Below are 12,628 nucleotides of genomic sequence, written 5' to 3' on the forward strand. Positions count from 1 at the left end.
AATGGCGTCCGTCACCATCAACAATGTCCGCAAGGCCTATGGCGCGCATGCCGTGATGCACGGTGTGTCCATCGACATTCCCGATGGCGCCTTCGTCGTCCTTGTCGGCCCCTCGGGTTGCGGCAAGTCCACGCTGCTGCGGATGGTCGCCGGGCTGGAGCCCATCACCGCCGGCACGATCAGCATTGGCCCGCGCGTGGTGAACGACGTGCCGCCCAAGGATCGCGACATCGCGATGGTGTTCCAGAACTACGCCCTCTATCCCCACATGACCGTGGCGGAGAACATGGCCTTCGCCCTGAAGCTGAAGAAGGCGAGGCCCGAGGAAATCCTGCAGAAGGTGCGGCCCGCGGCGGAGATCCTGGGCCTGTCCAAGCTGCTCGACCGCCTGCCGCGCCATCTTTCGGGCGGGCAGCGGCAGCGTGTGGCCATGGGGCGCGCCATCGTGCGCAACCCGGCCGTCTTCCTCTTCGACGAGCCGCTGTCGAACCTGGATGCCAAGCTGCGCGTCCAGATGCGGACGGAGATCAAGGCGCTGCACCAGCGGCTGCGCACCACGATGATCTACGTGACGCATGACCAGATCGAGGCCATGACCATGGCCGACCGGATCGTGGTGATGCAGGATGGGCGCGTGGAGCAGATCGGCGCGCCGCTGGAACTCTATGACCGCCCGGCGAACATCTTCGTGGCGAGCTTCATCGGCTCGCCCGCCATGAATCTCCTCCCCGGGACGACCGTGGAGGGCGGCGTGCAGCTCGGCGACGGGATGGTCCTGCCGCTGCCCGTGGGCTCGCCGGTCGCGCCCGGGCGCCGCGTGACCTACGGCATCCGGCCCGAGCACCTGATGGTCGGCGAGGGCGGGTTGCCGATGGTGGTGGAGGTGATGGAGCCCACGGGCTCGGAGACCCAGGTCTTCGGCAGGCTCGGGGAGCATCGCTTCATGGGCACCTTCCGCGACCGCATCCAGGCCGCGCCGGGCGAGGTGCTCCCCATCCACTGGGATACGCGCCTCGCCCATCTCTTCGATCAGGGCGACGGGCTGCGCCTGGAAACCTTCCGGCAGGACCTCGCCGCCTGACGGGCCTGCCCGGACGGTCCGGAGCCGCCGGCTCCGGCTACCAGCGGTACTTCAGCCCCGCGAAGACCTGCCGCCCGAAGCCGAAGGCGCACCATTCCCCGTAGTAGCAGGACGCGACATAGCGCCTGTCGAAGAGGTTCTGCCCGTTCACATAGGCCTCCGCGCCCCGCATCTGCGGGATGGCCTGGCCGATGTCGTAGCGGATCGTGGCATCGGCGAGCAGGAAGCTCTTCACCTTGAAGCTGTTGTCGGTACTCCAGGTCTCGCCGGTGTAGCGGCCGCCGGCGCCGATCGAGAGCCCCGTCACCGGCCCGTTGTGGAAGGTGTAGTAGGCCCAGGCGGCGGCCTGGTTCGACGGCACCGCCGGCAGGTGCTTGCCCGCCGTGGGATCGGCATTGCGGGTATAGACCGTGTCCAGCCAGGTGTAGCTCGCCGTGACGTCCAGCGATTCCGTCACGCTGAGCTTCGCCTCCAGCTCCACGCCCTGCGATCGCGCCTCGCCCGCCTGGGACTGGTAGTAGGGGTTGACGGCATCCGTGGTCAGCAGGTTCTTGCGCGTCAGGTCGAAGACCGCGGCCGTGAACAGCGCGCTCATGCCGGGCGGCTGGTACTTGATGCCGGCCTCGTACTGCCGGCCGCGCTCGGGATCGAAGGCCTTGCCCGTGCGGTCCGTGCCCGCCTGCGGCACGAAGGATTCCGTGTAGCTGACATAGGGCGCGATGCCGTTGTCGAAGACATAGGTCAGTCCGACGCGGCCGGTGAAGGCGTGGTCGGACTGCTTCGAGGTCGTGTCATAGGTCAGGTTGCGCGTCGTGCTGTCCGCCCAGTCCTGCCGTCCGCCCAGGGTGAGGACGAAGCCGCCGAGCCTGGCCTGTTCCTGCGCGTAGATGCCGTACTGGTTGCTGTGGGCGCGCACGAGGTAGCGTTCCGGCGCCTCGATGGCGAGATTGTAGGTGGGGCTGAAGATGTCGATCGAGGGCGCGGTGCCGAAGCCGCTGCGGTAATTGGTGTTCAGGTGCTGGTAGTCGAAGCCGGCGAGCACCGTGTGCTGGACCGGGCCGGTGTTGAAGCGCCCCTGCAACTGGTTGTCGAAGGAGGCCGTGTCCAGATTGTCCGTCGAGGCGGCCGTGCCGCGGCTGAGGGTGCGGTTGTCGTCCTGCAGGCCGCTCCCATAGACGCTGTTGTATTCCTGGCCCAGATGGAACCAGCGGCCGTTGGAGCGCACCGTCCAGACATCGTTGAAGCGGCGCTCGAACTGATAGCCGAGCGAGCCCTGGGTGCGGTTGAACTTCTCGAAATTCGGGTCGCCGTCGTAGAAGCGGCGGGAGATGCGGCCCAGCGGGTTGGGCAGGGCGCTGCCGGAGGGAGGCACGCTGCCATAGGCGGCGCTTTCCGGATCGTACTGGTACAGGCCGAGCAGGGTCAGCGTGGTGTCGTTGTCGGGCCGCCAGGTGAAGGACGGCGCGATGGCGATCCGCTCGTTGCGCGTCTGGGCGACCTGCGCATCCTCCGCCCGTCCGATGCCGGTGATGCGGTAGAGGAAGTGGCGGTCGGCATCCAGCGGGCCGCCGAGGTCGAAGGTGAGCTGCTTGTGCCGGAAGTTGCCGAACTCGATCCCCACCTCGTGGAACGGATCAAGCGTCGGCAGCTTGCTCTGCTGGTTGATCACGCCGCCGGCGCCGGCCTGCCCGTACAGCACGGAGACCGGGCCGCGCAGGACCTCGATGCGCTCCATCAGGAAGGGATCGACCTGCGGCGTGCCGTACCAGCCATTGCCGAGCAGCTTCAGCCCGTTCCAGTAGGTGTCCGCGTCGAAGCCGCGCACCTTCAGCAGGTCGTAGCGCGTGCCGACCGCGCCGCGCGTTTCCGGCGTCACGCCCGCCGTGTACCGCACGGCGCCGTTCAGGGTCTGCGCGTTCTGCTGGTCCATCTGGTCGCGCGTGATGACCGAGAGGGATTGCGGCGTTTCCAGCACCGGCGTGTCGGTCTTGGTGCCGGTGACGCTGCGCCGGGCGACGAAGCCCTGCACCGGGCTGAAGGCCGTTTCGGCATCGCCGGTGACGTTGACCTGCGGCAGAAGCGTGGGATCGGCCGGTGCCGGTGTGGCACCGCCCGTGCCGCCGCTGGTCTGCGCCATGGCGGGAACGCAGGCGACGATGCCGGCTGCCAGCAGCAATCCGGGCAGGGCCCCATCGGGCCGGGCCCGCGATCTGGTTTCACCGGACATCATAATGATCCCGCAACTTGTTGGAATTCCTAATTTCTCGAAGCGGTCGATCCTTTATAGAGAATGCTAATCGTTCGCAATTTCATGAAATATACCGTATGTTAATGTTTGCGACGTGGTCCTTCGGCGATGCAGGACAGGCTGATGCTTCCCCAGGATGAAGGAGATCGCTGCATCGTGCTGACCCGAAGAGATCTCGCCGCCTTGCCGTTGCTGGCGATGCCGGCCGTGGCGCGGGGCGCCGGGGACTGGCCGCGCATCGTGGTCGATGCCGTGGGCCGTGGGCCAGCAGCGTGCCTTCGGGATCCGGAACCATTTCGGCGGCGCGCTGAACGTGCTCGCCCTTCGGGCCATGGCAGGCTGGCTCTATCCCGAACTGGCGCGGCAGCTCGATCCCTCCAGGACGCTGGAGATGATCGACCGCCGCTTCGCCCCGATGCCTGCGAGGAGGCCTTCTGGACTTCCCTGTGAACTGCTCTCGCGCCGTCACGATGCCGTCGCGACAGGGCGGCGGGACCATTTGGGCGGATATCGTGTCCGGAATGATCCGGATGCCACGTTGCCGCAGCCGAATTGCAGGCCCGTTCTCCGGGCATGGCGCGTTAAAGATAGGGTGTTACAGCGGGAGGCGATGGCTTACATACACCGGTGTCAATCATGGGATATGAACATTGAAGGCCATCGTCTTGTGTGCTGGCCAGGGGCGTCGCCTCCTGCCGTTTACGGAGCGGACCCCGAAATGTCTCCTTCCCGTGGGTGGCGAACCCATTCTTGGCTGGCAGCTTCAGGGACTGGCCAAGGCCGGTATCCGCGAAGCCACGCTCGTCACGGGTTTCAGGGCCGAGACGATCGAGGCGGCGCTGCCCGACATCACGCCCGCGGGCCTGACGGTCCGGACCGTCTTCAATCCTTTCTTCGGTGTCGCCGAGAATATCGGTAGCTGCTTCCTGGTTCGCGATCTGCTGCGGGCCGCCGACACGGTGCTGCTGAACGGCGACACGTTGTTCGAGCCTGCGGTACTGCGTCACCTGCTGGCCTCCCCCGCCGCGCCCATCACCGTCACCATCGACCGCAAATCCGAATACGACGCCGACGACATGAAGGTCTCGGTGGAGGGGACGAGTCTTCGCGCCATCGGCAAGACGCTGACGGCGGACGAGACGAATGGTGAATCCATCGGGATGCTGCGCTTCCAGGGCCTGGGCGGCGCGCTCTTCGCCGATGGGCTGGAGGCCGCGCTGCGCCAGCCGGAAGGGCTGCGCCGCTGGTACCTCTCCGTCATCCATGCCATCGCCCAGAGGGGCACACAGGGGGGCGACCAGGGGGGCCACCAGAGAGGCCAGGTCCGGGTGACCTCCATCGAGGGGCTCAGCTGGGGCGAGGTGGACTATCCGGACGATCTTGCCGAGGCGGAGGCGCTTGTCCGCTCCTGGGCCATGCCCGCTCCGGCCCTGGCCGGGTGACGCCGAGGTGACCATGCTCCCGACACGGAATTCGCTCCCCCGGCGCCTTGGCTCCTTCGCCACCCTCCCCGATGCGCTGGACTACGCCGCTGGTGGGGAAACGGGCCTGAGCTTCTACGACGGGCGGGGGGAGCTGGTCAGGGCCCTCCCCTATCGCGAATTGCGCCAGGCGGCATGGCAACTGGCGAGGCGGCTGGTCGGCGCGGGGCTGGAACGCGGGAACCGCGTGGCCATCATCGCCGAGACGCGGCCCGACGTGGTGGAGGCCTTCATGGCCTGCCAGTATGCGGGGCTGGTGCCGGTGCTGCTGCCCTTGCCGGTCGCCTTCGGCGGGCGGCAGACCTATGTCGAGCATGTTTCCCGGCTGACCCTGGCGGCGCGCGCCTCGGCGCTCTTCGTGCCGGAGGCTCTCCAGCCATGGCTGGCACCTTTTGCCGCCGAGGCGGGACTGACGATCTTCGGAACCGTGGCGGCGCTGGCCTCGGCCCCGGAAGGCACCGCCGAACCGGTGCCGCTGGCCGAGGACGAGATCGCCTACCTCCAGTTCTCCTCGGGCAGCACGCGCTTTCCCATGGGGATCGCCGTCACCCAGCGGGCGCTGATGGAGAACATCCGCGCCATCCTGCGGCACGGGCTGCAGGTGGGCGCGGAGGACCGGGCGGTGTCCTGGCTGCCGCTCTATCACGACATGGGCCTCGTGGGCTTCCTGCTGGCGCCCCTCGCCGGGCAGGTGACGGTGGACTACCTCTCGCCGCAGGAATTCGCGCGGCGGCCGCAGCTCTGGCTGCGCCTGATCTCCTCCAACCGCGCCACCCTCTCCTACAGCCCCAGCTTCGGCTACGAGCTCTGCACCCGGCGGGGACGGCCGGACCCGGCCAAGGGCCCGGCCCTGGACCTTTCCTCCTGGCGCGCCGCGGGCATCGGCGGGGACATGATCCGGCCGCATGTGCTGGCGCGCTTCGCCGAGACCTTCGGGCCGGACGGCTTCCGGGCGGACGCCTTCGTGCCCAGCTACGGCATGGCCGAGGCGACCCTGGCCATCAGCTTCGCCCCATTGAGCAAGGGGCTGGCGACGGATGTGGTGGATCTGGACCGGCTGGAGCGGGAGGGTCTTGCCATGCCCCCCGGCGACACGGCGCGGCTGCGGGAATTCGCCCTTTGCGGCCCCCCGGTCCCGGGCACCGAGCTGGAGATCCGCGACGCCACCGGCGCCGCCTTGCCGGAGCGGCGGGTGGGGAGCGTCCTGGTGCGCGGCCCGGGGCTGATGCAGGGCTATGACGAGCGGCCCGAGGAAAGCACCGCCGTGCTTTCGGCGGATGGCTGGCTCGATACGGGCGACCTCGGCTACCGCCTGAACGGACAGGTGGTGATCACCGGCCGCGCCAAGGATCTGATCATCGTCAACGGCCGCAATGTCTGGCCGCAGGACCTGGAATGGTCCGTGGAGCAGTCCATCCCCACGGCGCGCAGCGGCGACGCCGCCGCCTTCTCGGTGGAGGAGGAGGGGGCGGAGCAGGTGGTGATGCTGATCGAGGCACGCGGCGCGCCGGACAGCGGGGAGCGCGAGCGGCTGGCCACCGAGGCGGCCGGCATGCTGCGGGCGCGCCATGGGGTCGAGGCGCGGATCGTGCTGGTGCCGCCGGGCAGCCTGCCGCGCACCTCCTCGGGCAAGCTCAGCCGCACCCGGGCGCGCAGCCGCTATCTGGCCGGGCATTTCACGGCAGGGGCCAGCACCCTGGCGGCGCTGCCGGAATGACCGCTGCCCCGCTGGCCGCCGTCACGGGCGGGACCGGCTTCCTGGGGCGCCATGTGGTCACGGCGCTGGCGGCGCAGGGCTGGCGGGTGCGGATGCTGGTCCGAGATGGGCGCGCAGCCGAGGGGGTTCCGGCGGAGACCGTGCAGGGAGACCTCGCCGATGCGGCGGCCCTGCGCCGGCTGGTGTCCGGCGCCGAGGCGGTGGTGCACCTTGCCGGGCTGACCAAGGCGCGCCGGCCCGCCGAGTTCCTGGCGGTGAACCGGGATGGCAGCGCGCGGCTGGCGGAGGCTGTGGCCCGGGTGGCGCCGGAGGCCCGCTGCGTGCTGGTCTCCTCCCTGGCGGCGCGGGAAGCGCGGCTTTCCCCCTATGCCGCCAGCAAGCGGGCGGGCGAGCAGGCGGCGGTGGAGGCCCTGGGGCCGGCGGGGCGCTGGGTGGTGCTGCGCCCTTCGGTGATCTACGGACCGGGGGACCGGGAAGGGCTGCTGCTGCGCCGTCTGGCGGCCTCGGCCATCGTGCCCGTGCCGCGCGCCCCGGAGCCGCGGATCGCCATGGTGCATGCACGGGACGTGGCGGCGGCCATCGCGGCCCTCTGCCGCTCCGACCTCCGGGCCGGCCTGCTGGGCGGCACCTTCGAGGTCACGGATGCGCGGCGCGAGGGCTATGGCTGGCGCGAGCTGCTGCAGCGTCTGGCGCGGGAGCTGCGGCACCGGCCTCGCTTCCTGGAAGTGCCCGACGGGGCCATGCTGGCGGCGGGCGTGGCGGCGGATGGCTGGGCCCGGATGACCGGGCGGAGCGGCCTCTTCGGCATCGGCAAGGCGCGGGAGATCCTGCACCGGGACTGGAGCTCCGAGGCGGGGCGGCAACTGCCGGAGGCGGTCTGGACGCCGCGCATCGGCTTCGAGGAAGGGCTGCGGGACACGCTGGCCTGGTGGGCCAGCCTCGGCCTCGCCCCGGCGCCGGGTTGAGCCAGGAGTCGGCGATGTCCGGAAGCCTGGATCGCTCCGCGCGGCACGATATGGCCCCTCCGTCTATGACGTCTCCCCGCCCGTGCGCGTCGCCTCGTAGCGATAGGTGCAGCCCACACCCGTCTGCGCGGCATTGGTGGTGGGGATCTCCATTACGGTCAGCCGGTCGCCGGTGATCTGCCCCGCGGCCCGGCGCTCCGACCCATCGCGGTCCAGCGCGATCTCGCCCCGCGGTGTCACGGTGCCCGTCATGATGGGGCGCTGCACGGCGGAATGGCGGTGGCGGGAGGTCCGCAGCTCCACCAGCCCGTCCCGGATGCGGAACCAGACGGTATGCGGCTCCTTCCGGCAGGTCGGCTCCGCGCCGAGCGGGATCTGCTGGCCCTGGTACAGGCCGTTGAACCGTGCCAATGCCTCCGGCGCGGCTGGACCCTGCGGCGCCGCCCCCTCTCCGGCGCAACCTGCCAGCAGGGGCAATATCAGCAGCACCAGCGTGGCCACCCGGTGGCCACGGAGGAACGGATGACCCAGTCCGACACGCCTTCCCCCTCTCCGGCCGACCGCCCGGTCGTCTTCATCCACACCAACGCCAAGCAGCGGCTGGGCGCGCTGGTCTCGGCGCATTCCTTCCGGCGCAACGCGCGGCAGCCCGACGGCTTCGAGGTGCGGCTGCTGGAGGCGGAGCATTCGGCGCCGCTCCGTGCCGCCGAGGGGCGGAGCTTCCTCCGCGCCGGGCACAGCCGCACCTGGCGTATGGACGACCTGCAATCCTTCACCCCTCTCCGCTTCGCCGTGCCCGATGCCATGGGGCACCGGGGCGTGGCGCTGGTGGTGGACCCCGATGTCTTCGCGGTGGGCGATGTGGGGGAACTCTTTGCCCGCGACCGCGAGGGCAAGGCCATATGGTGCCGGGCGCGGCCCGGGCACAATGGCGCGGCGGAATACCTCGCCACCAGCGTGATGCTGCTGGACTGCGCACTGCTCCCGCACTGGCGTTTCGGGCCGATGCTGGAGGACCTCCTCGCGAAGCGGCTGGACTATGTGGAGCTGATCGAGCTGCGGCGGGAGAAGCGCGAGACCATCGGGCTGTTGGAGTCCGTCTGGAACGACTTCGACCGGATGGAGGCGGATACGCGCCTCCTGCACACGACCAAGCGGCGGACGCAGCCCTGGAAGACGGGGCTGAAGGTGGATTTCACGGTGCGCGAACGCGGCTTCGGGCCGATCCCGGCGGCGGTGGTGCGGCCCATCCTGCGGCTCTGGACCTCCCAGGCCCGCTACAAGCCGCATCCGGACCAGCGTCAGGAGGCCTTCTTCTTTGCCATGCTGGCGGAATGCCTGGACGAGGGATCGGTCACCCGCGCGGAGGTGGAGAAGGGGATCAGGGAGAAGCATATCCGCCCGGATGCCCTCGTGCTCGCGGATCGCTGCCGGGGCCAGTTCCCCCGGCCCCAACCGGCAGCAGCGGCCTGATGCGGTCCACCGCCGCCACGGCCACGGGCGGCGGCGCGGATTGCCCATGCTTGAGCCGCTGATGCTCCAGACCCCGCCAGAAGAACCACAGGTCGCGCGGCCAGCCGGCCCAGCCGCGCCGGACCAGCCCGCCCCAGGCCCGGCCGGCGGCGCGCAGCCAGGCTGGGGCCGCCTGCCCGGCATCCGCCAGCCGCAGGGCGCGCATGGCGCTGAGCCAGACGCCGCCGGGCCGGCTCGCGCGGACGGGGATCAGGGTGACGGGCTTTCCGGTCGCCACCGCCTCCGAGACCATGGCGACGCTGTCGGCGGTCACGGCGAACTCGTCGGCCAGGGCCAGCAGGCCGGGATAGGGATTCCGCTCGCCCGAGCCTTCCAGCAGCGCGGCGGGCACCGGCGCCCCGGCGAGGATGCGCCGCACGCGCCCGGCCAGAGCGGTGGGCGTGCGGCGGCTGGCGACGGCCAGGACGCTGCCGCCATCCTTCTTCGCCCGTGCGAGGAGCGCGTGGCAGGCGCTTTCCACCTCCTCCGGATACAGCCGCCAGGGCCAGGACGGCCCTCCCAGGACCAGGGCGTGGCGCGGCGCCGGGAAGCGCTCCAGGGCGGCGTGCCAGGCCATGGCCGCGCCGGCCAGCCGTTCCGGGGTCTGGCGCGTCAGGGAGAGCGGCTGCTCCAGCACCGTGGGGCCGGGCGGCACGCCGTATTGCGGGGTGGTCACCACCAGATCGAAGCGGCCGGGGTGGCAGCGTGGCCGGCCGAGCTGCACGATCCGCGTGCGGCCCGCCGAGCCTGCCCGGATCCAGCGCGCGGCGGGGACGCTGCGGCGCCCGACGCCGATCACGAGGTCCGGCCAGGGTGGCCCCAGCGCAGCGCGGGAGGCCCGGTCGAGGCTGGCCAGGCCGATCCCGCCGAACCGGGTGGGCAGCAGGCGGAGCAGGTTGTGGCGCAGGGGGATCGCCTCCACCGTGCCGCCGCAGGCATCCGCCACGGCCTCGGCCAGTGCCAGGACCTGGTTGTTGTCGCCGGTGCGGGGACCGAGCAGCGCCCAGATGCGTGGCCCCATATCCGTCCTGCTGTCCGTCTCGCCCATGCGCTCTTTCCGGGGGGCGCGGAGGATGGGCGGCGGCGGGGATGCCGGCAAGGCCGTGCCGTGCGCATAGCCCCATGCGCATAGCCTATGTCGCAGGCACGGCCCTGCCGTCCCGCGTCGCCAGCGCCGTGAACGTGATGAGCATGTGCCGCGCCTTCGCCGCCGCCGGGCATGAGGTGACGCTCTATGCGCGGGGGCGGCAGGCGGATGCGGCGGCGGTCTTCGAGGCCTTCGGCATGCCGCGCTGCTTCGAGCTGGTGCTGCGGGCGCCGCCGCATTTGCCGCTGGCGAAGAACCTGCTCTACCCGGCGCTGGCCGCGCGGGAGATGGCGGCGCGTCCGACGCCGGATCTGCTCTACGGGCGCCATGCCTATGCGCTGGCGGCGGCGGTCGCGCGGAGCCGGGCGCCCTTTGTCTATGAGGCGCATGCGCTGCCGCTGCGGCGGGCCCGGCGCATGGCGGAATCCTGGCTGTTCCGGCACCGCCGGATGGCGCTGATGGTCGCGATCTCTCGCAGCCTCGCGGAGGACTATGCCGCCCGGATGCCGGCGCTGCGCGGGCGAGCGGTGATGGTGGCGCATGACGGCGCCGACCCGGTGGCGGACCCCGGGCCGCCGCCCGGGCCCTGGCCGGGCCGGCCGGGCGTCCCGCAACTGGGCTATGTCGGGCACCTCTATCCCGGCAAGGGCATGGAGATGGTGGCGGCCCTGGCTGAGGCCCTGCCCGAATGCGACCTGCATGCGGTGGGGGGGACGGAGCGGGACCTCGCCATCTGGCGGCAGCGTTGCGGGGGGCAGGCGAACCTGCACCTGCACGGGCATGTGCCGCATGCGCGGGTGCCGGCCTATCTGGCACGCTTCGACCTGCTGCTGGCGCCGCCCTCGCCCAGCGTCGCCTCCGCGGCGGGGCGGGAGATCGGGCGGTGGATGTCGCCGCTCAAGGTCTTCGAATACATGGCGGCGGGAAAGCCGATCCTCGCCTCCGACATCCCGGCGCTGCGGGAGATCCTGGTGGATGGCGGGGTGGCGCTCCTGCTGCCGCCGGGGGATGCGGCGGCCTGGGCGGCGGCGGCGCGGGCCCTGCTGGCTGACCCGGCGCGGGCGGGCGCCCTGGGCGCGCGGGCGCGGGCGCTCCTGCTGGAGACCTATACCTGGGAGGCGCGGGCGGCCCGCATCCTGGCCCATCTGGCGGGGCCCCTGCCATGAGCCGGACGGCGAGCGCGGCCACCGCCGATGCGCTGTTCCGGCGCATCCTGCGGAATGCCGGGCTGGTCCTGGGGGGCAAGGCGGCGACGGCGCTGCTGAACCTGGCCGCCTTCGGCCTCGCCATGCAGAGCCTCGGCTCCGCGGGGATGGGCGTGCTGGTGCTGGTGCATGGCTTCGCCCAGACGGCCTCCTCGCTCGTGAAGTTCCAGTCCTGGCAGGCCGTGCTGCGCTATGGCGCGGGCAGCCTGGGGGCGGAGCGGCGTCCGGCCTTCCAGGCGCTACTGCGCTTCACGCTGGGGCTGGATATCGGCTCAGGGGTGGTGGGCAGCCTTGCCTGCGCCGTGGCGGCCTGGTTCCTGGGGCCGTCCTTCGGCTGGCCGCCGGAGGTGGTGCCGCTGGCGGCCCTGTATGCCACCAGCACGGCCTTCATGGTGACGGCCACGCCGATCGGGCTGCTGCGACTCTTCGACCGCTTCGACCTCCTGGCCCGGCGGGACGCCATGGGAGCCGGGTTCCGGCTGCTGGGCGCGGCGCTGGCGGCCGTCTGCGGCGCGGGGCTGCCGGGCTTCCTCGTGGCCTGGTACCTGGCGACGGTGCTGGGCGGGATCGTGCTGATGGCGGCGGCCTGGGGGGAGGTATCGCGCCGCGGCCTGCTGCGACGGGAGGCAGGGGCCCCCCGCCTCGGCGCGGCGGAGGCGCATCCCGGTATCTGGGGCTTCGCCTGGTCCACGAACCTGATGACCACGCTGTCCCTCGGCTCGACGCATCTGGCGACGCTCTGCGTGGGCTGGATGCTCGGCCCCGCGGAGGCGGCGCTCTTCGCCCTGGCGCGGCAGATCGGGGAAGCCGCCCTCAAGCCGAGCCGCTTCCTCACCCCGGCCCTCTATCCGGAGCTGGCCCGGCTGGCGGCGGCAAGGGACCGGGAAGCGCTGCGCCGGCTGCTGGGGCGGGGACTCGCTCTCTCCACCCTCCTCGCCGCCCTGTTCCTGCTGGTCCTGGCCGCGCTCGGGGAATGGCTGCTCCGCCTCGTGGGCGGTCCCGAGGCGACCGGCGCCTACCATGTGATGCTGCTCCTGGCCGCTGCCTCCTCTATCAGCTTCGCCGGCTTCGCGCTGGAGCCCCTGCTGGTTTCGGTGCAACGGCATGGTTTGGCGCTGCGCCTGCGGGCCGCCGCAACAGCGGTCTATGTGCCCCTGGCGCTGGGCGGACTGGCGGTCTTCGGGTTGCCGGGGGCCGGGCTGGCCTCGATCCTCTCGGCCCTGCTGCTGCTGGCCGGACAGGCCATACCGGCCGCGCAATGGCTCTCCATGACGCCGGAAAGCGCCGGAGAACGAAACTTGCATTAAACTTCATGAACGGGTTAGTCGGACC

10 protein-coding genes are annotated in these 12,628 nt (G+C 71.2%); 7 read left to right on the forward strand and 3 right to left on the reverse strand.

Annotated features, from left to right (window positions below; translation table 11 throughout):
- Position 1 precedes the first annotated feature (1 nt).
- The gene (locus tag RGI145_RS20210; protein ID WP_027281202.1) at positions 2-1,081 is read left to right on the forward strand and encodes an ABC transporter ATP-binding protein; all 1,080 of its coding nucleotides are present in this window, start codon (positions 2-4) and stop codon (positions 1,079-1,081) included.
- A gap of 37 nt (positions 1,082-1,118) precedes the next feature.
- Here the strand turns inward: RGI145_RS20210 and RGI145_RS20215 are convergent, their stop codons facing one another.
- Entirely contained in the window at positions 1,119-3,308 is a 2,190-nt protein-coding gene (locus RGI145_RS20215) for a TonB-dependent siderophore receptor (protein WP_083671236.1), read from the reverse strand.
- Between the two features lie 686 nt (positions 3,309-3,994).
- Between RGI145_RS20215 and RGI145_RS20220 the strand changes: the two genes are divergently transcribed.
- From RGI145_RS20220 to RGI145_RS20230, 3 genes are read left to right on the forward strand one after another with little or no spacing between them, the layout of a single operon-like run.
- Positions 3,995-4,771, forward strand: coding sequence for a phosphocholine cytidylyltransferase family protein (locus tag RGI145_RS20220; protein ID WP_237183355.1), 777 nt, complete (start codon positions 3,995-3,997; stop codon positions 4,769-4,771).
- Between the two features lie 13 nt (positions 4,772-4,784).
- On the forward strand, positions 4,785-6,527 hold the full coding sequence (locus tag RGI145_RS20225; protein WP_075800344.1) for a fatty acyl-AMP ligase: 1,743 nt from the start codon (positions 4,785-4,787) through the stop codon (positions 6,525-6,527).
- A complete protein-coding gene (locus tag RGI145_RS20230) occupies positions 6,524-7,492 on the forward strand; it encodes an NAD-dependent epimerase/dehydratase family protein (RefSeq protein WP_075800345.1) in 969 nt (322 codons plus the stop codon). The genes RGI145_RS20225 and RGI145_RS20230 overlap by 4 nt, the downstream gene beginning before the upstream one ends.
- 63 nt (positions 7,493-7,555) lie before the next feature.
- Here the strand turns inward: RGI145_RS20230 and RGI145_RS20235 are convergent, their stop codons facing one another.
- The gene (locus RGI145_RS20235) at positions 7,556-7,993 is read right to left on the reverse strand and encodes a hypothetical protein (protein ID WP_156878698.1); all 438 of its coding nucleotides are present in this window, start codon (positions 7,991-7,993) and stop codon (positions 7,556-7,558) included.
- Positions 7,994-8,014: 21 nt separating this feature from the next.
- Here RGI145_RS20235 and RGI145_RS20240 point away from each other — a divergent pair, with 21 nt between their 5' ends.
- Positions 8,015-8,965 (forward strand): hypothetical protein, encoded by a 951-nt coding sequence (locus RGI145_RS20240; protein ID WP_075800347.1) that lies wholly within the window; start codon positions 8,015-8,017, stop codon positions 8,963-8,965.
- Here RGI145_RS20240 and RGI145_RS20245 read toward each other — a convergent pair.
- Positions 8,874-10,052 (reverse strand): mitochondrial fission ELM1 family protein, encoded by a 1,179-nt coding sequence (locus RGI145_RS20245; protein WP_075800348.1) that lies wholly within the window; start codon positions 10,050-10,052, stop codon positions 8,874-8,876. The genes RGI145_RS20240 and RGI145_RS20245 overlap by 92 nt on opposite strands.
- Before the next feature lie 74 nt (positions 10,053-10,126).
- Here RGI145_RS20245 and RGI145_RS20250 point away from each other — a divergent pair, with 74 nt between their 5' ends.
- The gene (locus RGI145_RS20250) at positions 10,127-11,257 is read left to right on the forward strand and encodes a glycosyltransferase family 4 protein (RefSeq protein WP_167668384.1); all 1,131 of its coding nucleotides are present in this window, start codon (positions 10,127-10,129) and stop codon (positions 11,255-11,257) included.
- A complete protein-coding gene (locus RGI145_RS20255) occupies positions 11,254-12,603 on the forward strand; it encodes a lipopolysaccharide biosynthesis protein (RefSeq protein ID WP_075800349.1) in 1,350 nt (449 codons plus the stop codon). The genes RGI145_RS20250 and RGI145_RS20255 overlap by 4 nt, the downstream gene beginning before the upstream one ends.
- Positions 12,604-12,628: the final 25 nt, after the last annotated feature.

Source organism: Roseomonas gilardii (assembly GCF_001941945.1).
GTDB lineage: Bacteria > Pseudomonadota > Alphaproteobacteria > Acetobacterales > Acetobacteraceae > Roseomonas.

What these genes read in the sequence shown, in the direction of transcription:
- RGI145_RS20240 (WP_075800347.1), top strand. Translation starts at nt 8,015, where the DNA reads ATGACCCAGTCCGACACGCCTTCCCCCTCTCCGGCCGACCGCCCGGTC.
- RGI145_RS20230 (WP_075800345.1), top strand. Translation starts at nt 6,524, where the DNA reads ATGACCGCTGCCCCGCTGGCCGCCGTCACGGGCGGGACCGGCTTCCTG.
- RGI145_RS20250 (WP_167668384.1), top strand. Translation starts at nt 10,127, where the DNA reads ATGCGCATAGCCTATGTCGCAGGCACGGCCCTGCCGTCCCGCGTCGCC.
- RGI145_RS20210 (WP_027281202.1), top strand. Translation starts at nt 2, where the DNA reads ATGGCGTCCGTCACCATCAACAATGTCCGCAAGGCCTATGGCGCGCAT.
- RGI145_RS20245 (WP_075800348.1), bottom strand. Translation starts at nt 10,052, where the DNA reads ATGGGCGAGACGGACAGCAGGACGGATATGGGGCCACGCATCTGGGCG.
- RGI145_RS20225 (WP_075800344.1), top strand. Translation starts at nt 4,785, where the DNA reads ATGCTCCCGACACGGAATTCGCTCCCCCGGCGCCTTGGCTCCTTCGCC.
- RGI145_RS20215 (WP_083671236.1), bottom strand. Translation starts at nt 3,308, where the DNA reads ATGTCCGGTGAAACCAGATCGCGGGCCCGGCCCGATGGGGCCCTGCCC.
- RGI145_RS20255 (WP_075800349.1), top strand. Translation starts at nt 11,254, where the DNA reads ATGAGCCGGACGGCGAGCGCGGCCACCGCCGATGCGCTGTTCCGGCGC.